This is a genomic window from Micrococcus lylae NBRC 15355 (genome assembly GCF_001570885.1).
Lineage (GTDB): Bacteria > Actinomycetota > Actinomycetes > Actinomycetales > Micrococcaceae > Micrococcus > Micrococcus lylae.
In genome coordinates this window covers 1-18,217 of sequence record NZ_BCSN01000052.1, presented here as the reverse complement: position 1 = coordinate 18,217, position 18,217 = coordinate 1, and the positions used below count along the sequence as shown (strand labels likewise).

General features: G+C 72.4%; 14 protein-coding genes, 1 pseudogene and 1 riboswitch. Of the genes and pseudogenes, 4 read left to right on the top strand and 11 right to left on the bottom strand.

The features are described from left to right. A partial coding sequence (locus MLY01S_RS09830) for a DeoR family transcriptional regulator (protein ID WP_157531289.1) occupies nt 1–396 on the bottom strand: 396 nt, incomplete at its 3' end. A gap of 184 nt (nt 397–580) precedes the next feature. On the opposite strand from MLY01S_RS09830, the gene MLY01S_RS09825 reads away from it, so the two are divergent. Together MLY01S_RS09825 and MLY01S_RS13000 are read left to right on the top strand one after the other, a co-directional pair. Next, entirely contained in the window at nt 581–1,450 is an 870-nt protein-coding gene (locus MLY01S_RS09825) for a DUF3097 domain-containing protein (protein ID WP_067191618.1), read from the top strand. A gap of 104 nt (nt 1,451–1,554) precedes the next feature. Next, nucleotides 1,555–2,274: a DUF4870 domain-containing protein gene (locus MLY01S_RS13000; protein ID WP_245232111.1), complete on the top strand. Its 720-nt coding sequence runs from the start codon at nt 1,555–1,557 to the stop codon at nt 2,272–2,274. A gap of 224 nt (nt 2,275–2,498) precedes the next feature. On the opposite strand, the gene hemW is transcribed toward MLY01S_RS13000, so the two are convergent. Beyond that, a complete protein-coding gene (gene hemW / locus MLY01S_RS09815) occupies nt 2,499–3,779 on the bottom strand; it encodes a radical SAM family heme chaperone HemW (RefSeq protein ID WP_067191617.1) in 1,281 nt (426 codons plus the stop codon). Nucleotides 3,780–3,782: 3 nt separating this feature from the next. After that, entirely contained in the window at nt 3,783–5,639 is a 1,857-nt protein-coding gene (gene lepA, locus MLY01S_RS09810; protein WP_067191615.1) for a translation elongation factor 4, read from the bottom strand. 75 nt (nt 5,640–5,714) lie between these two features. Between lepA and MLY01S_RS09805 the strand changes: the two genes are divergently transcribed. Both MLY01S_RS09805 and rpsT read left to right on the top strand, forming a co-directional pair. Then, on the top strand, nt 5,715–6,311 hold the full coding sequence (locus tag MLY01S_RS09805) for a type II toxin-antitoxin system PemK/MazF family toxin (protein ID WP_067191613.1): 597 nt from the start codon (nt 5,715–5,717) through the stop codon (nt 6,309–6,311). A gap of 303 nt (nt 6,312–6,614) precedes the next feature. Then, a complete protein-coding gene (gene rpsT / locus MLY01S_RS09800) occupies nt 6,615–6,881 on the top strand; it encodes a 30S ribosomal protein S20 (protein WP_067191612.1) in 267 nt (88 codons plus the stop codon). A gap of 304 nt (nt 6,882–7,185) precedes the next feature. Here the strand turns inward: rpsT and holA are convergent, their stop codons facing one another. The 8 genes and pseudogenes from holA to MLY01S_RS09760 all read right to left on the bottom strand — a co-directional run. After that, on the bottom strand, nt 7,186–8,208 hold the full coding sequence (holA, locus tag MLY01S_RS09795) for a DNA polymerase III subunit delta (protein WP_067191610.1): 1,023 nt from the start codon (nt 8,206–8,208) through the stop codon (nt 7,186–7,188). Between the two features lie 17 nt (nt 8,209–8,225). Then, the gene (locus MLY01S_RS09790) at nt 8,226–10,904 is read right to left on the bottom strand and encodes a ComEC/Rec2 family competence protein (protein ID WP_135103285.1); all 2,679 of its coding nucleotides are present in this window, start codon (nt 10,902–10,904) and stop codon (nt 8,226–8,228) included. A gap of 7 nt (nt 10,905–10,911) precedes the next feature. Then, nucleotides 10,912–11,967 (bottom strand): ComEA family DNA-binding protein, encoded by a 1,056-nt coding sequence (locus MLY01S_RS09785; protein WP_082740089.1) that lies wholly within the window; start codon nt 11,965–11,967, stop codon nt 10,912–10,914. A gap of 39 nt (nt 11,968–12,006) precedes the next feature. After that, nucleotides 12,007–13,122, bottom strand: coding sequence for a DegV family protein (locus MLY01S_RS09780; RefSeq protein ID WP_082740087.1), 1,116 nt, complete (start codon nt 13,120–13,122; stop codon nt 12,007–12,009). Between the two features lie 28 nt (nt 13,123–13,150). Next, nucleotides 13,151–15,658 (bottom strand): leucine--tRNA ligase, encoded by a 2,508-nt coding sequence (gene leuS / locus MLY01S_RS09775; RefSeq protein WP_067191605.1) that lies wholly within the window; start codon nt 15,656–15,658, stop codon nt 13,151–13,153. A gap of 378 nt (nt 15,659–16,036) precedes the next feature. Next, nucleotides 16,037–16,351 carry a DMT family transporter gene (locus tag MLY01S_RS09770; protein WP_067191604.1) on the bottom strand — a complete coding sequence of 105 codons (315 nt, stop codon included), beginning with the start codon at nt 16,349–16,351 and terminating at the stop codon, nt 16,037–16,039. 9 nt (nt 16,352–16,360) lie between these two features. Further along, nucleotides 16,361–16,430: riboswitch (guanidine-III (ykkC-III) riboswitch) on the bottom strand. 253 nt (nt 16,431–16,683) lie between these two features. Then, nucleotides 16,684–17,691: an alpha/beta fold hydrolase gene (locus MLY01S_RS09765; protein ID WP_067191602.1), complete on the bottom strand. Its 1,008-nt coding sequence runs from the start codon at nt 17,689–17,691 to the stop codon at nt 16,684–16,686. A 108-nt stretch (nt 17,692–17,799) separates the two neighbouring features. Next, nucleotides 17,800–18,217, bottom strand: a pseudogene (locus MLY01S_RS09760) (primosomal protein N'); the annotation flags it as partial.

Sequence of the window (18,217 nt, the reverse complement as noted above, 5' to 3'; positions counted from 1 at the left end):
GGAGCCGTCCTCATGGGGGAACTGTGCGATGGCCACCTGCTGGGTCAGCTGCGCCAACAGCCGGACCGCGTTGTCCATCATCTGCTCCATGTCCGCCTCCGGCTCCAGCAGCGCCTTGACGGCACGGCGCTCGGCGGCGGACAGGGGCTTCACCTCGGAGAGGCGGTCCACGAACACGCGGTAGCCCTTGTCCGTGGGGATGCGGCCGGCCGAGGTGTGCGGAGCCATGATGAGGCCCTCCTCCTCCAGGGCCGCCATGTCGTTGCGGACCGTGGCCGGGGAGACGCCCAGGCCGTGACGCTCCACCAGCGCCTTCGAGCCGACCGGCTCGCGCAGGGCGACATAGTCCTCCACGATGGCCTGCAGCACCTGCATGCGGCGCGGCTGTTCGCTCATCGGGACCGGACTCCTCTCCTGATCTGGTGGGCTCGGGGTGCAGGCGCCTGGTGCCTCGGCATGGCCGACCGGCTGGCACTCTCCGGGTTCAAGTGCTGATCCTACGGCGATCCGGCCGCGAGTTCACGGCGCGTCGGCGCGGGTTCGCTCACAGCGGGCAGTGACGTGGCTAGGGTCTGCTGGCATGGACTGGAACAGCTGGGGACCCGGACCCGCCGACGCGCTGAAGCGACCCGCCGGCACGCGGGCCAAGACCGTCGGCGCCGCGCCGGGCACCGTGGTGGAGGACGTCGCCACCGGATTCGTCGGAGCCGTGCTGCGTGTGGAGCGCGCCGGCGGCGTGCACGTGGTGGTGCTGGAGGACCGCCACGGGAAGACCAGGTCCTTCCCGCTGGGCGGCGGCTTCTGGATCGACGGCGAACCCGTGACGCTCGTGCCGGAAGCCCGTGCCAACGGGCCGGCGAAGAGGACCCCGCAGCGCACCGCATCCGGATCAGTGCGCGTCGGGAACAGCCGGGCGCGCACGGCGCGGGCGTCGCGCATCTGGGTCGAGGGCGCACACGATGCCGAGCTGGTGGAGAAGGTCTGGGGCGAGGACCTCCGCCACGAGGGCATCGTGGTGGAGCCCCTGCACGGCGTGGACGACCTCGCCGGGGCCATCGCCGACTTCGGGCCGTCCGGCCGGCGCCGCCTGGGCATCCTGGTGGACCACCTGGTGCCCGGCTCCAAGGAGGAGCGCATCGCGGCCGATGCGATGCGGACGCCCGGAGCGGCCGGCAACGTGCTGATCCTCGGCCACCCCTACGTGGATGTCTGGCAGGTCATCAAGCCACAGGTCATCGGCATCCAGGCCTGGCCCGTGGTGCCCAAGGGGCAGGACTGGAAGACCGGCATCCTCAAGGCACTGGGCTGGCCGCATCGCACCAAGGAGGACGTGGGCCTGGGCTGGAAGCGGCTGCTGGCCCAGGTCCGCACCTACGCCGACCTCGAGCCCTCTCTGCTGGGACGTGTGGAGGAACTCATCGACTTCCTCACCGAGCCCGGGACCGCCTGAGCGATAGACTGACGCAGAATCGGCCCCTGACCGCGGGGCGCCCGGCCGGCAGACAGGGGCGCACCGTCGGTCTCCGGCCAGCCCCCGACCCTTCGAGGAGTACCGTGGCGAAGCCCGACCGCAGCGCACCCCGACGCCTCCCCGAGCCTGCTGCCGAGCAGGGCCCGGCCAGCGGCGCGGAGCAGGCGGAGACCGCAGCGGCGGGCTCGGCCCCTCAGCCGGACCGCGCCCCCAGCGGCCGCGTCCGCCCCAAGCCCGCCTCCGCCCGCCACGCCGCGGGCCCTGCCGCCGCCGAGGACTCCCGACGGGCCACGCCCGAGGCACCGGCGCCCAAGCACGCCGCTGCCGTGGCCGGTGGGGGCACTGCCGTGAAGACCAAGACCGAGGCTCCGGACGAGCCGCGCCCCGCCCGTCCCGTGCGCCCGGCCAAGAAGCAGCGGGCCGCCCGCCGTCCGTCGTGGGTGGAGGCCTCCTCCGGCCCCGGCGCCCCGCTGACCGCCAAGCAGGACCGTGAGCGGGCGACCCTGGCCCACTTCGGCGTGGCTGTCGGGTTCATGGTCCCGCTGGCCGTCTGGCTGCTCTACCGCGACCGCGGCCCCTTCACCGCCCAGGAGGCCAAGGAGGCGCTGAACTTCTCCGTCCCGCCGACCCTGCTCATGGGCGTGTTCTTCTTCCTGGGACAGCTGCCCGTCCTCGGCCCGGTGTTCGCCGTCATCGGTGCGCTGCTCTGGATGGTCATGGCCTTCTACGGCATCCTCGGCGGCTCCCAGGTGAACAAGGGCCGCCCCTACAGGTACCCGTTCAACCTGCGCATCCTGCGCTGACCGCGCCGGCCAGAGACGAACGGCGCCCGCCCGCGGCGTTGTGGGGATGCACCACGGCCACGGCGTTGTGGGGATGCAACACGGCCACGGCGTTGTGGGGATGCAACACGGCCACGTTCTTCGATCTCAACACCGTGTCTTGCCCTCACATCGCCGGGGCGGGGCGGGGCGGGTGGGACCTTGCCTCACATCGCAAGACCGGGCGGGGGCGGCGACTCGGCCGCTCAGAAGCCGGCGAGCTCGCGCACGATGTGGTCGTTGCGCAGCCGCCCCTGCAGGGTCGGCACGATCCGGCCGGCCTGGGCCAGGCCGCCGTCGATCAGGCCCGCGGCGATCAGCTGCGGGATGCGGGCACGCGCGGCCGCTCCCCCGTCCTCGGCCTGCTCCAGCACCCGCACGTCCAGGCCCTCGACCATGCGGACGTGGAGCATGATCTGCTCCAGCAGGCGTGCCTCGGCGTCCGGCACCTCGCGTCCCACGGCCGGGGTCACCCCGGTGGCCAGGCGCTGCGCGTAGGCCGCCGGGTGCTTGGCGTTCCAGAACCGGACGCCGGCCACGTGCGAGTGCGAGCCGGGGCCGATGCCCCACCAGTCCATGTCCCGCCAATAGGCCACGTTGTGCTCCGCGCGGTGTGCCCCGGTCTCCTGAGGGTCGTGCGCCCAGTTGGAGACCTCGTACCAGCGGAAGCCGGCAGCCTCCAGCAGCTCGTCCGCCAGCAGGTACTTGTCCGCCTGGTCGTCCGGGTCCACGTCGGCCACCTGGCCGCGCGCCACCTGGGCGCTGAACTTGGTGCCCTCCTCCACGATCAGCGAGTAGGCGCTGATGTGGTCCGGGCGGCAGGCGATCGCCGTCTCCACGGTGGTCCGCCAGTCCCCGAGCGACTCCCCCGGCGTGCCGTAGATCAGGTCCAGGGACACGTCCAGCCCGGCGGCGCGTGCAGCATCCACGGCGGCCGGGATGTTCTCCGGTCGGTGGGTCCGCTCGAGCGTGGCGAGCACGTGCGGGACCGCAGACTGCATCCCCACGGACACGCGGGTCACGCCCCCGGCGGCCAGCTCACGCAGATAGGCCTCGTCGACGGTGTCGGGATTGGCCTCCACCGTCACCTCGGCGCCGTCGACCATCCCGAACGCCTCGCGCGCGGCGTCCAGGATCCGCACCAGGTGCGCCGCCGGCAGCAGCGTCGGCGTGCCACCGCCGAAGAACACGGTGTGCAACGGCCTTGCCGGCACCTCGGAGTCCTCCAGCGCTCTGCGTGCGAACCCCACCTCCGCCACGGCCGTGTCCACGTAGTCGCCGCGCGAGGCGCCGGGGCCGAGGTCCGGGGCGGTGTACGTGTTGAAGTCGCAGTAGCCGCAGCGCACCGTGCAGAAGGGCACGTGCACGTACAGGCTGAAGGTCCTCGGTACGCCCGCGGCGAGGGACCGGCGGACCGCCTCCCCGCACGAGGAGGGGAGGCGGCCGTCGTCGGGGACGGGGTCACCGAGCGGCAGGACGGCGGGCACGCGTTACTTCTTGCCCTTGTCCGCGGACGAGGAGTCCGAGGACAGCGCGGCGATGAACGCCTCCTGCGGGACCTCCACGGTGCCCACCATCTTCATGCGCTTCTTGCCCTCCTTCTGCTTCTCCAGCAGCTTGCGCTTGCGGGAGATGTCGCCGCCGTAGCACTTGGAGAGCACGTCCTTGCGGATCGCGCGGATGTTCTCGCGGGCGATGATGCGCGAGCCGATGGCCGCCTGGATGGGCACCTCGAACTGCTGCCGCGGGATCAGCTCCTTGAGCTTCGCGGTCATCATGGTGCCGTACGAGTAGGCGAAGTCGCGGTGGGTGATCGCGGAGAACGCGTCCACCTGGTCGCCCTGCAGGAGGATGTCCACCTTGACCAGGTCCGCGGCCTGGTCGCCGTCCGCGCCCCAGTTCAGGGAGGCGTAGCCCTTGGTGCGGGACTTCAGGGAGTCGAAGAAGTCGAACACGATCTCCGCCAGCGGGATGCGGTAGCGGATCTCCACGCGCTCCTCGGACAGGTAGTCCATGCCCTGCAGGTGGCCGCGCTTGGACTGGCACAGCTCCATGACGGCGCCGATGAACTCGGCCGGCACGATGATCGTCGCCGCGGCCATGGGCTCGCGGACCTCGTGGATCTTGCCCTCCGGGAACTCGGACGGGTTGGTCACCTCCACCACGGTGCGGTCCTCGGTGGTGACCTGGTAGACCACGTTCGGCATGGTGGAGATCAGGTCCAGGTCGAACTCGCGCTCCAGCCGCTCGCGCACGATCTCCAGGTGCAGCAGGCCCAGGAAGCCCACGCGGAAGCCGAAGCCGAGCGCCACAGACGTCTCGGGCTCGTAGTTCAGGGCGGCATCGTTGAGCTTGAGTTTGTCCAGCGCGTCGCGCAGCACCGGGTAGTCCGAGCCGTCGATGGGATAGAGGCCGGAGAACACCATCGGCTGCGGGTCCCGGTAGCCGCCGATCTCCTGCTCGGCCGGGTCCGACTCCAGGGTGACGGTGTCGCCCACCTTGGACTGGCGCACGTCCTTCACACCCGTGATGAGGTAGCCCACCTCGCCGACACCGAGGCCTTCGGTCGGCTGCGGCTCAGGGGAGGACACGCCGATCTCCAGCAGCTCGTGGGCGGCACCGGTGGACATCATGCGGATCTTCTCGCGCGGGGTCAGCCTGCCGTCCACCACGCGCACATAGGTGACCACGCCGCGGTAGGTGTCGTAGACCGAGTCGAAGATCATGGCGCGGGCCGGTGCATCCGCCTGACCCACGGGGGCCGGCAGGGACGTCACCACCCGGTCCAGCAGCTCGGGCACGCCCACGCCGGTCTTGCCGGAGACCCGCAGCACGTCCTCCGGCTCGCAGCCGATCAGCTGGGCGAGCTCCGCGGCATAGCGGTCCGGGTCTGCGGCAGGCAGGTCGATCTTGTTCAGCACCGGGATGATCTCGAGCTCGTGCTCCATGGCCAGGTACAGGTTGGCCAGGGTCTGCGCCTCGATGCCCTGGGCGGCGTCCACCAGCAGGATCGCCCCCTCGCAGGAGGCCAGGGAGCGGGACACCTCGTAGCTGAAGTCCACGTGGCCGGGCGTGTCGATCATGTTCAGCGCGTAGTCGACGCCGTCGACCTCCCACGGCATGCGCACGGCCTGTGACTTGATGGTGATGCCGCGCTCCCGCTCGATGTCCATGCGGTCCAGGTACTGCGCCTTCATGTCGCGCGGCTGGACCACACCGGTGCACTGCAGCATGCGGTCGGCCAGGGTGGACTTGCCGTGGTCGATGTGCGCGATGATGCAGAAATTGCGGATCACCGAGGGATCGGTACGCGAGGGCACGGGCGGGTTAGACGCCAGAGGCGACACAGGGCACTTCCTTCACGAGCGGAACCAGGATCAACCGCCCATTCTTCCATGCGCGGAGTCGGTAGGCTCGCTTCCATGGGAATCGACCTCATGCGAGCCGTCACCCTCGCCCGCCGGATCTACCGCACCGTCCAGCAGCGCCGGCGAGCCGACGGCGGACGCCGGCAGGGCCCGGACCCACGCGGGACGGCCCCCGCTCCCCGTCGGCGCGGCGCCGGCACGCAGAGTCAACGCGGCACCGGCGCGCAGACCGATCAGCAGCGCGTGTCCCGCTACCCAGGCGACTTCACCGGGCGCACCCGCGTGGAGTACGCGCCGGTCCCCGGCCCGCAGGCCGGCCCCGGGGAAGTCGTGTGGACCTGGGTCCCGTTCGAGGAGCTGGACGGCCGCGGCAAGGACCGCCCCGTCCTGATCGTGGGCCACGACGACGGCCACCTCCTCGGCCTGATGCTCACCTCCAAGGACCGCAACAACGACCACGTCTCCGACCCGGACTACGTGGACATCGGCTCCGGCGCGTGGGATTCGAAGGGCCGCCCGTCCGAGGCCAAGCTGGACCGCATCGTCCGCGTGGATCCGCAGGACGTCCGCCGCGAGGGCGGCGTGCTGGACCGCTCACGGTTCGACGCCGTCGCACAGGCGCTGGCCGACCGCCGGGGCTGGAGCCGCTGACCTGTCTGACCGGACGAGGCCCGGTGAGCATGCCGGCGGCGAGTGCCGTCGTCGGCGGGTGCCGTCGTCGGAAGGCGTGAGGGGACACGCAGGAATCTGTGACACGCAGCCGGCCCGGTTCCGCCCGATGTCCATTGGCTGGTAAGGTGGTGGTCATTGTGTCCGGTCGGTCGACGGACACCCTCGGGGCGGAGAACCAAGGCACTCCCCACGCCGCTCAGTCGCCGCACCCGAGATGCCCTCTACGACCCCTGTACAGACGGTGCGGCCACGAGCCGGCACCGACAACATGAAGGACCTGATTTGGCTAACATCAAGTCTCAGAAGAAGCGCATTCTCACCAACGAGAAGGCCCGCCAGCGCAACGTCGCGGTGAAGTCTGCACTGAAGTCGGCGGTCCGCTCTGTGGACCAGGCCGTCGCCGCCGGTGACAAGGCCGCCGCCGGGGAGGCGCTCAAGGTCGCCTCCCGCAAGCTGGACAAGGCCGCGTCCAAGGGCATCATCCACAAGAACCAGGCCGCGAACCGCAAGTCCGGCATCGCCGCACGCGTGAACGGCATGGACGCCTGAGCTGCTGAAGCTTCACACGATGGCCCCGTCACCGGTTGGTGACGGGGCCATCGTGTCTGTGGCCCAGTCATCCGGCTCCGTCATCTCGACGACGCCGCCACCTGTCTCCGGCAGGGTGGGGGTTCCGGGGAGGCCAGCTCTGGAGGGTGAGGTTCCTGGGAGCCCAGCCTGCACCGCAGGAAACTCTCTGCCCCCCTCAAATGAGGGCGCCCCTCTCAAGTGAGGGCTCAACACGGCCTCCTGACGCGATCTCACCACCGTGTTGTATCCCCACGATGCAGAAGTGGGGGCTGCGCCGGCCGGCTCAGCGGCGGGTGCCGGTGGAGACGCGGATCACCGCGCGCTCGACGGCGAAGTCCGGGTTGCGGGAGCCGCCCTTGACCTCGGCATCGGCCTGGGCGATCCACTCCATCGCGTGCGCGATCCCGGCGGGGCTCCAGTGGCGGGCGGCCTGCTGGATGAACTTCATCTGGAACGGGGCCACACCAAGAGCGGCGGCGAGCTCGTTGGGGGCGTCCCGGGAGTCGATGACGCGGGCGACCTGACGGGCCTTCATGGCCAGCGCCGTGGTCAGCATCACCGGGTGGACGCCGGTGGCCAGGGCGTGCCTGGTCAACGCGACGGCGCGGGCGGCCTGCCCCTCCAGCGCGGCATCGGCCACGGCGAAGCTGGTGGCCTCCACGCGGCCTCCGTAGTACTGGTCCACCACCTGCCTGGTCACCGCGCCCTCGGTGTCCGCGAGCAGCTGGTGGCAGGCGGAGGCCAGGTCGGTGAGCGAGGCACCGGTGGCCTGCACGAGCGCGCGAGCGGCCTCCTCGTCGATGCGGCGCCGGTGGTCCTTGAACTCGGCGTAGACGAAGGCGATCTTGTCCTCGTCCTTCTTCAGCGCCGCACACTCCACCACGGTGCCCACCGTCGCGACGGCGTCCAGCAGCTTCTTGCCGCGGTTGCCGCCGGTGTGGCGGAGGACCACGGTGACGTCGTCGGCCGGCGGGCCGGAGGTCACCAGGTCCAGGGCGTCCGTGAGGAACGCGTCGTTCATGGACTCCAGGCCTTCGGCGATGATCAGCGTGGGCTCGGCGAACAGGGAGGGGCTCGCGGCCATGGCCAGCTGGCCCGGCTGGTACTCGGCGGCGCGGAAGCGGTGGGTTTCGATGGCCTCGTGGCGCTGCTTGAGCCCCTTCACCACCTGGTCGGTGACCCAGCGGGCGGCGTAGTCCTCGGGGCCCTTGAGCAGCATCAGCGGCCCGGGCCGGGCCTGTCGCCAGGCCAGCGGGTTCGCGGCGGCGCGAGACCGGGCGGTGCGGGAGGTGCGGGCTGCGGCCATGCGGTCCATCCTACGGGTCATCGGCCCCCGCCCTCCGGCCCTGTGCTCAGCGCGTGGAAGCGCAGCCGCGCCGTGGTCTGCGCCCCCGCCGGGCTCGTCCCGTCGTCGGCGGGGTGCTCCAGGTCCTGCGCGGTGCCCGCCTCGAGGCTCACGACGACGGTCCCCGCCTCGTCCGTGCGCAGCACCGCTCCCAGCGGGGCCAGGACCTGCAGGGTCTGCGGGTGCGGGTGGCCGTAGGGGTTGTCCCGTCCGGCGGAGACCACGTAGGCGTCGGCATCGACGGCCCGGGGCAGGGCGGCCCCGCCGTTGCGGGCGCCGTGGTGGGCGACGGAGTACAGGTGCGCGTGCGCCGGCGGCGCCGCGGCATCCTCATGGCGTCCGGCGATCCAGGCGTCGGCGGCATCCTGCTCGATGTCCCCGGTGAAGAAGACGCGCAGCGGACCGCGGCCAGTCTGGACGGTGGCGAGGATCTGGGCGGAGGCGTCGTTCTCCGTGGCGGCGTCCTCATCTGCGAGCAGCACCTGCCAGGTCACGTCTCCGGAGCTCTCCCGGTCTCCGGTGCGCAGGCGGCGGGAGCCCGGCGGCGGATCGGTGCCTGCCTCCTCACCGGCCGCAGCGGGCAGCCCGAGGCCCCGGACGCCCTCGCCGCGTGTGGCATGGCGCAGGGCGGGTGCTCCCAGGGCGATGGCGGCGTCCAGTCCCCCGGTGTGGTCGGCGTGCAGGTGGGTGAGAAGCACGGCGTCCACCCGCGCGATGCCGAGCGCCTCCAGGCAGGCTGCCGCCGGCTCCGGCTCGGGACCGACGTCCACCACCACGGCACGTTCGGGGCCGCTGCGCAACACGGCCATGTCGCCCTGGCCCACATCGCAGAACGCCACCGCCCAGTCTGCGGGAGCCTGACCGGCGGGGGCGGGCAGGACCACGGCGGAGTAGCCGCCGGCCCCCGAGGCGATGAGCACGGCGACGAGCACACCGGACACGGTCAGCCTCCCACCCCGCCGGGGAGCGGAGAGGCCCTGCCTGCGCACGGGGGCGTGCCGCCGTCGTTCGGTCAGGAGCAGGACGGCGTACAGGGCGGCGGTCGCGGCCACGGTGAGGACTGCGAGGACGAGGCCGAGACCGCCCTCGGGCCAGGGCCTGAGCGCGCCGGGCAGCCCGGCACAGACGTGGGCGACCAGACCGATGTAGGCGGCCGGGAACTGGATCACCCAGACGAGGGCCGCCGAGACGGGCGGCAGCGCCAGGACGAGCCCTGCGGCCGCGGTGCCGAGCACGGTGATCGGAGCCACGGCCGGTGCGGCAAGCATGTTCGCCGGAATCGCGTAGGCGGAGACGGCGCCGGTCATGGCGAGCAGGATCGGCTGACACGCCAGGTGGGCACAGGTGGTGACGGCGAGGGTGACCGAGAGCCAGCGGGCGGCCCAGCCCGGCAGGACATGGCCGAAGAAGCGGTAGAGGTGTGCCTCCGCCGGCCGCGCGCCGAGGATGATGCCGGCCGTGGCCGCGACGGACAGCTGGAGCGCCGGCTCCGTCGCCAGCCCCGGCACGGCGACGACCACCGCCGTCCCAGCCAGGCAGAGCAGCGTGAACGCATGACGTGAGCGCCCGCCGAACAGCGCCAGGGCCCCGAGTCCGCCCATGACCGCCGCGCGCAGCACCGACGGCTCGGGCCCGACGATCACCACGAACACGACCAGCGTTGCGATGACCGCGGCGAACACGGCCGCCCGGTTCACGCGCAGCAGGCGGAGCAGGCCGGTGACGGCGCCCGCCAGAAGAGCACAGTTCGCACCGGAGACGGCGCTCAAGTGACTCAGCCCGGCGTCCTTCATCGCCTGGTCGGTCTCCGGGCTCTGGGCGCTGCGGTCACCCAGAACGAGGCCGGGGATGAGCTCGCCGGCGGTGCCGAGGGTGCCGTCGGCCTGGTCCCGGAAGGCGGCACGCAGGCGCTCTCGGCCGCCGCCGGCGTCAGGCGACACGACGCCGTCCCCGCCGTGGGCGGCCGGGCGGGAGCCGGGGCGCTCGCCGTCGGGGTCCTCGCGGACACAAGGGGCCGGGCGGGGGTCGGCGGTGGCACGCAGGAACACGGTGCCGTCCTCACGCCGCGGCTCGACCACCGCGCAGACGGACTCCCCCGGTGCGGCATCCAGCCAGCCCTCTGGCCCGGTGAGCACGGCAGAGGCGGTCTCCGCCATGCCCTGCTGGTCCGGTCCGAAGGCGGTGACGTCCACGGTGACCGCAGCACGCCGGGCACCGTAGGCGGAGGCGAGCTCCCGCGGGTCTGTGCTGATCTGCAGGGCCACGCGCACGGGCTGCTCGGCCTGCAGGGTCTGCGCCCAGCCGATGCGCTCCTCCTCTCCCACGCGCAGCGCCACCGACTGCGAGACCAGCGCTCCGACGGCCGCCGCCACCGCGAGGGCCCCGGCCGCCGTCCGCGCCGCCGCAGCCGCCCCACGCTCCTGCGGCGTCGCAGCCGCCCCACGCTCCTGCGGCGTCGCCGGCGGCACGGCAGTCCTCGCACGACCCCTCAGCCCGACCGCCGTCACCGCTGCGGCGATCGCGACCGCGACCAGCCCGACCGAGACCAGCGTGGTCCCCGTCGACGTCCACTGCGGCGCCAGATTCCCGACCGCCAACGCCGTCACCAGGGCCGGCGCCCAGCGGGCGTCGATCGCGGCGGGCAGTCGCCGATTCACGCGCTGCTCACCAGGTCACCAGCGGCGCGAGCCGCTCGAGCGTCGCCGGGCCGATGCCGGAGACCGCGTCCAGGTCCGTCAGGGACTGGAAATCCCCCACCTGCTCCCGGTGCGCGATGATCTTCTCCGCCGTGGCCGGCCCGACCCCGGGCAGTGTCTGCAGCGCACTGCTGTCCGCGGTGTTCAGGTCAACCGCCCCCTCACCCGCACCGCCGTGCTGCGCCTCTGGTCCCGGGCCCGTGGTCCCGTCCGCGACAGCACCGGCTCCCTCCTCCCCGTCGGCACCGCCCACCACCGCAGCGTCGCGGGCGTTCGAGTCCACCCCACCGGCCACCGCATGCGCCTGGGCCTGCACGGACTCGAGCTGTTCCTCGGACGTCTGCTCCGACGGCACGAGCACCTGCTGCCCGTCGAGAAGCGGAGCCGCCAGGTTGATCCGCTCGGCCTGTGCGGCAGGCGTGGTCCCGCCCGCGGCGGCGATGGCATCGGCGGTCCGCGCATCGGCAGGCACGGTCACCACCCCCGGCGACCGCACCTCGCCGATCACGTGCACCCGCACCCGGCTCTGGCGCCCACGGTCCTTGTCGGTCGTCTCCCCCTCGCCGTCTGCGGCCTTTCTCGGCTGCTCCCCCGTGGCTCGGTCGCCGCCTGCTGCGGCGCCCTCGGCCTCACCGCCTGCGCCTGCCGACGACGGATCCTCACCTCCACCGGGCCCGTCGCGGTCACCGGTCCTTCCGTCCCCGGCATGGCCCTCGGCCCCGACGCCATGCCGCGCCTGCGTGTCCACCGGAACCGGCTCCGGCGCAGACGGACGCATCAGCCAGGTCACCGCCCACCACGCGGCCACCGCCACCACCAGCACCATCACCGCGCTGCCGACCAGACGCCAGCGGAACACGGGGACCCGCGGCGGTTCCTCCTCCCAGGCCGAGGCCGCCACGGGGTCGTCGACGAACCCGGTGCGCACAGCGCCGGGTGAGGGATCCGGGGAAGGCGAGGGCCCGTCGTCGGGAATCAGGCCCTGCTCGGATGCGGGTGCGGACTGCTGCGGCTGTGGACTCATGCGTCCACGGTGCCCTCCCGGACTGCCCCTCTGCCGGGCTCAGGCCTCGTCTGTGGATGGTTCGGCCGGGTCGGTCGCCTGTGCAGGAACGGACGGCTCCTTGGGCGTGTCCTCCCTCGTCGCGACCGACGCGCCCTCGGCACTGGCGTCGACAGCGCCCGCACCGCCGGCCCCGGAGCCGCCGACGTCCGCCGCGTCGTCCCCCTCAAGCAACGGGGTGGCGATCACGCCGAGGCCGCCGAGGCCGAGGTGGGCGGCGAGCACAGCCGGGAAGTCCACCACGGGGATCGGGGTCTGCGAGAACGGCTGCAGGCGTGCGGCCAGTGCCTCCGCGGCAGGCCGATTGCCGTAGCCGTGGACGGCGATCCCGCAGGGCTCCGCCTCGGCCTTGGCCTGTGCGGCGGCGGCGATGCGGTCCACGGCGGCGTCCAAGGATCGGGTCCGCTCCACCAGGCAGATCGTCCCGTCGCGCAGCGCCAGCACGGGCTTGACCTGGAACATCGAACCGATCAGGCCCTTCAGCGCGCTGATCCGGCCGCCGCGGCGCAGCTGCTCGAGGTTCGGCACGGTGAACATCACCAGGGACTGCTCGCCGGCGCCCTGCAGGTACTCGACGATCCCCTCGACCGGCAGCCCGAAGCCGGCCCGGACGGCAGCCTCCATGACCATGAAGCCCAGGGCCATGCCTGCGGACCGGGAGTCCACCACCTCGACGGGTATCGACACACGCGTCGCGGCCATCTTCGCGGCCTCGACCGTCCCGGACAGGCCGCCGGAGATGTGCACCGAGACGATCCGCGCGTACCCGGCGGCCTCGAGCTCGCGGTAGGTCTCCTCGAACCTGCCCGGGGACGGGCGGGAGGTCCGCACCGGCAGGTTGGCGGCCAGGGCGAACGGCAGCTCCTGGTGCAGCTCCTCCGAGCCCTCCGTGTAGATCTGCTCCCCCACCATGACGGGCATGGGGATCTGACGCAGCCCCGCGGCCAGCGGGTGCTCCAGCACCGACGACGGGATGGCGGCCGAGGAGTCGGTGACGATCGCCGTGCGGTCGCGGCGCGGCGGCTTCAGGCCGTAGCGCACCCGCCCGGCCAGCCGGGACCGGCGGGCACGCACACGCGCCTGGTAGTCCTGTTGCCACTGCAGCACGGACGTCACCGCGGCTCCTCTCCTCGGCCGGCCTCCATCAGCGGATGACGAGGTTGACCAGCTTCGGGGCGCGGACGATCACCTTGACGATCTCGGCGTCACCGATGAACCGCTGGACCTTCTCGGAGGCGCGGGCAGCGGCCTCGAGGTCGGCCTCGGAGATGTCGGCCGGCACCTCGAGGGTGTCGCGGACCTTGCCCTTGACCTGGACCACGGCGGTGACGGTGTCCTCCACCAGGAGGGACTCGTCCACCTCGGGCCACCCGGAGCGCACCACGGACGGGGGGTGGCCGAGCATGACCCACATGTCCTCCGCGGTGTACGGGGAGAACAGGGAGAGCAGCTTGGCGACGGCCTCGGCGGCCTCGCGGACGGCCGGATCAGCGGCGCCGGCGCCGTTGTCGATCTCCTTGCGGGTGGCGTTGACCAGCTCCATGGTCTTGGCGATGACCACGTTGAACTTGCCCTCGTCCAGCAGCTTGGAGGACTCGGCGATGGTCTTGTGGGTGGCCGAGCGCAGCGCGGTGGCCTCCGCGGCGGAGAGGTCCGCGCGCACCGGGGCGCCGCCGGCGCGCACGTCGCGCGCCAGTCGCCAGGCGCGGGCGAGGAACCTGCCCGCGGCGGCGGGGGCCACGTCGGCCCAGTCCACGTCGTCCTCCGGCGGCGAGGCGAACACCATGGTCAGGCGGACGGCGTCCACGCCGAAGGTGTCCAGCTGCTCGCCGAGGTCCACGCCGTTGCCCAGGGACTTGGACATGGCCTTGCCGCCGTTGAGCACCTGGCCCTGGTTCAGCAGCGCCGTGAACGGCTCGGTGAACGGCACCAGGCCCATGTCATGCAGCGCCTTGGTGAAGAAGCGCGCGTAGAGCAGGTGCAGGATCGCGTGCTCCACGCCACCGACGTACTGGTCCACCGGCATCCAGTCGGCCACGGCCTGCGCGTCGAACACGGCGGTGTCGTCCCGCGGGGAGGCATAGCGGAGCACGTACCAGGAGGAGTCCACGAACGTGTCCATGGTGTCCGAGTCGCGGCGGGCCGGCTTCCCGCAGTCCGGGCAGTCCACGGTGACCCAGGCGTTGGCGGCGGCCAGCGGGGACTGGCCCTTCGGGGCGAGCTGCTCGCCCTTGAGGTCGGTCGGCAGGGTCACCGGCAGCTGCTCCTCCGGCACGAGCACCTCACCACAGTCCTCACAGTGCACCACGGGAATGGGGGTGCCCCAGAAGCGCTGGCGGGACAGCAGCCAGTCGCGCAGGCGGTAGTTGGTGGTGCCGCGGCCAGTGCCCTTGGCCTCGAGGATCTCGATGGCCCTGGCGATCGCGTCGGTGCTCGTCAGGCCGTCCAGCTCGCCGGAGTTGACCAGGATGCCCTCGCCGGCGGTGGCGACGCCAGAGACAGCCGGATCCTCCTCGCCGGTGTCCACGACCATGCGGACCGGCAGGTCCATGGCGCGGGCGAAGTCGAGGTCGCGCTGGTCGTGCGCGGGCACGGCCATGATGGCGCCGGTGCCGTAGTCCGCCAGCACGTAGTCCGAGGCCCAGATCGGCAGCGACTGCCCGGTCAGCGGGTTCACGGCGGTGCGGCCGAGGTCCACACCGGTCTTGGTGCGGTCCGTGGCCTGGCGCTCGATCTCGGAGACCTTCTTCAGGTCCTCGCGGTAGACCTCCAACTCGGCGCGCCTGTCCTCGGTGACGAGGTCCAGGGCCAGCTGCGAATCCGCGGCCACCACCATGAAGGTCGCACCGAACAGAGTGTCCGGGCGGGTGGTGAACACGGTGACGACCGGGCCGTCCGCGTCCACCTGGAAGTCCACGTGGGCACCGGTGGAGCGGCCGATCCAGTTGCGCTGCATGGCGAGCACGCGCTCGGGCCAGCAGCCCTCCAGCTGGGCCATGTCGTCCAGCAGGGCGTCCGCGTACTCGGTGATCTTGAAGTACCACTGGTTCAGCGTGCGCTTGGTGACCTCGGCGCCGCAGCGCTCACAGGCGCCGTCCACGACCTGCTCGTTGGCGAGCACGGTCTGGTCCTGCGGGCACCAGTTGACCGGCGAGTCCTTCCGATACGCCAGGCCGCGCTTGTAGAACTGCTGGAACAGCCACTGGGTCCAGCGGTAGTACTCCGGGTCCGAGGTGTGCAGCTCGCGATCCCAGTCCACGGCGATGCCGTAGCGCTGGAAGGAGTTCTTCTGCGTCTGGATGTTCGCGTAGGTCCACTCCGCCGGGTGTGCGTTGCGCTTGATGGCGGCGTTCTCGGCGGGCAGGCCGAAGGAGTCCCAGCCGATCGGGTGGAGCACGTCATAGCCCTGCTGCATCCAGTGGCGGGCCTTCACGTCTCCCATGGCGAACGCCTCGGCGTGGCCCATGTGCAGGTCGCCGGAGGGGTACGGGAACATGTCTACCACCGTGCGGCGCTCACGTCCGTCCTCGAGGGGCGCGTAGGTGCGCGCGGCCTCCCAGTAGCCGGCCCAGCGGGCCTCGACCTCGCGGAACGAGTACTCGGCGTCCTCCGGGATCTGCGGGGTGTCCGGAGTGGGGTTGGATGCGGTCACGCTCGTGGGGTCCTTCGTCGATGGGGTCAGGGGTCAAGCCTGCCCATCCTACGCGTCCGGGCCAGCGGTTTCGCCTCTCCGCTCAGGTCCGCATGCACTCTGCCCGCCTGAGCCCGCCGGCGACGACGGACGCGAGACCGGGGTGCCCGGCCGTCGTCGGGCCTGTCTCGACGGGTCTCGGCCCTGCCCCCGACGGCAACTGGTGAGGACACGCACTCATCCGCCCACGTATCAGCGCATCAGACGGTGAGTCCTCACCAGTCGGTGAGGCGAGGCGGCGAGGCGGTGAGGCGAGGCGGTCCCGGCAGGTGCCCGGCCGTCGTCGGGCCTGACTCGACGGGACTCGACCCCGCCGGCGGCGGCAGACACCCGAGGGGCTCAGTGGGCGAGTTTCAGTCCGATCACGCCGCCGACGATCATCAGCAGGAAGAGGATCTTGAGCGTGGAGACGGGCTCGGCTCCGGTGGACATGGCGTAGACGACCGTGAGCGCGGCGCCGATGCCCACCCAGATCGCGTAGGCGGTGCCGACCGGCAGCTCGCGCAGCGCGAAGGCGAGGCCGCCCATGGACGCGATCAGCGCGACGAGGAAGACGAGCGACGGGCCCAGTCTGGTGAAGCCCTCCGACCTGCTCAGCGCGGTGGCCCAGACGGCTTCGAGCGCACCGGAGAGGATGAGGACGATCCAGGACATGTCTGCTCCTCTGGGCCGTCTTGTCGCTGTCCGGGTACGGCACCCCTCGTCCGGGGCCCGCGCGGATCGGCGGGCCGAGATCGAGGGTCGCACGCAGGGCCGGTGCGGGCAACCCGGCCCGAGGCGACCGCCGGTGGAACGGGGACGTCCCCACCCCCCGACGACAACTGGTGAGGACACGCACTCATCCGCCCACCTGGCGGCGCTCCAGACGGTGAGTCCTCACCAGTCGGCGAGTCGGTGAGACGAGTCGGTGAGACGAGGCGGTGAGACGAGGCGGTGAGGCGAGGCGGCCGCCGGCGCGGCGGGGACGGCCCACCGGACCGGCGGCCTCAGCCGGCCAGGAACCCCTCGAGCAGCGCCGCGCACTCCGGCGCCTTCTCGTAGTGCAGCAGGTGCCCGACGCCCGGCAGCATCGCCAGGGACACCCGCGGGGACACGACACCGATCCGCTCGGCCAGGGCCTGCTGGGAGGCGGGCGAGCCCATCGGGTCCTCCGTGCCCGCCACGAGCAGCACCGGCAGGGCGAGCCGGTCCGCGCTGTCCACGACGGAGCCGGTGGTGCTGGCCCGGTACGCCTGCGCCAGCGAGGCGCGGGTGGCGAACCGGCTGAAGTGGCGCAGGTGCTGGTCGTGGGTGTGGGCGAGGATGCGCACGTCCGCGGTCTCGGACATCAGCAGCGTGGTGAGCCAGGTGATCGGCCGGGCCCGCAGGATCGCGTCGCCGAGCCGCTCCGGCAGTCTCGCGGCCACCTCGTAGTAGCCCTGCGCCACCCCGGCTGTCAGCCGGTCCACCACAGAGCCGTTCGCGGACAGCGCCGGCTCGGAGATCGGGTTGAGCAGCACCAGGGCGGACCACCGCCACGGGTCCTGGCCCGCCAGGTGCGCCGCCACGATCGACCCGTAGGAGTGACCGAGCAGCACCGCGTCCCCCGGCACCTGAAGCTGATCGACGGCCTCCGCCACCGCACCGGCGTGGTGGGCCACACTGTGCTCGGCCGCCGGGAACGCCGCGGATGCCCCGAACCCCGGCAGGTCGACGGCGAGGATCCGATCGCCCGGCAGGCAGTCGGCGAGCAGGGCGAGCCCGTGGTGGTCCCCGCGGAAGCCGTGCACGAACACGACGGTGCGTGCCGTCGTCCTGCCCTCGGGAAGGTACTCGAACACGGCCACCGGCAGGCAGGCACCGCTGGTCGGGTCGGTGACCTGCACGGTGTGGTGCACCGGCTCGCGCACCGCGGCCCCGGTGAACTGGGACGGGTCGCCGGCGCTCGGCGGACACAGGCGGTCGCGCAGGCGCACCGGGGGCGCCTCGCTCGGGCGGGCTCCGTGGGTCTGCATGCCCGTCAGCCTAACGACGACGGCACCCTCCTCCGGCTCCCGCCTCGCCGGACGCTGGGGCCGCTCCCGCGTCGCCCGCTTCCGTGCAGAGCGTGGGCCTCAGCGGGCTCAGAGGATGCCGGCCGGGTCGAGCCGGAGCCGGATCGGCTTCTGTTCGGCACGCGTGGACGCCGCCGACTTCGCCTTGCGGAGCACGCGCACGGTGGCCTCGGCGGCGGACCACGGGAAGATCAGCAGGGCGCGATGCCGGGCCTCGTCGGCGATCTCGGGCACCGGCCCGATCCACGGCAGCGGTTCCGGCGCGTGCGCACCGGTCGGCTGCTCCTCCCGGCGGGCCTCCTCGACCAGTTCCAGGTACTCGGCCACCGCCGCGGCCTCGCCGGTCACCTCCGCCAGTCGCCCGGCCGGCGGCAGGTGGAGTTCGCGCCGCTCCTGCAGCTGATGGGAGGCGAAGCCGTCCGGGTCCCAGCGGATCAGCGCGCCGACGGTCTCCGGGTGGTCGGCGGTCACCACCGCCACTCCCCCG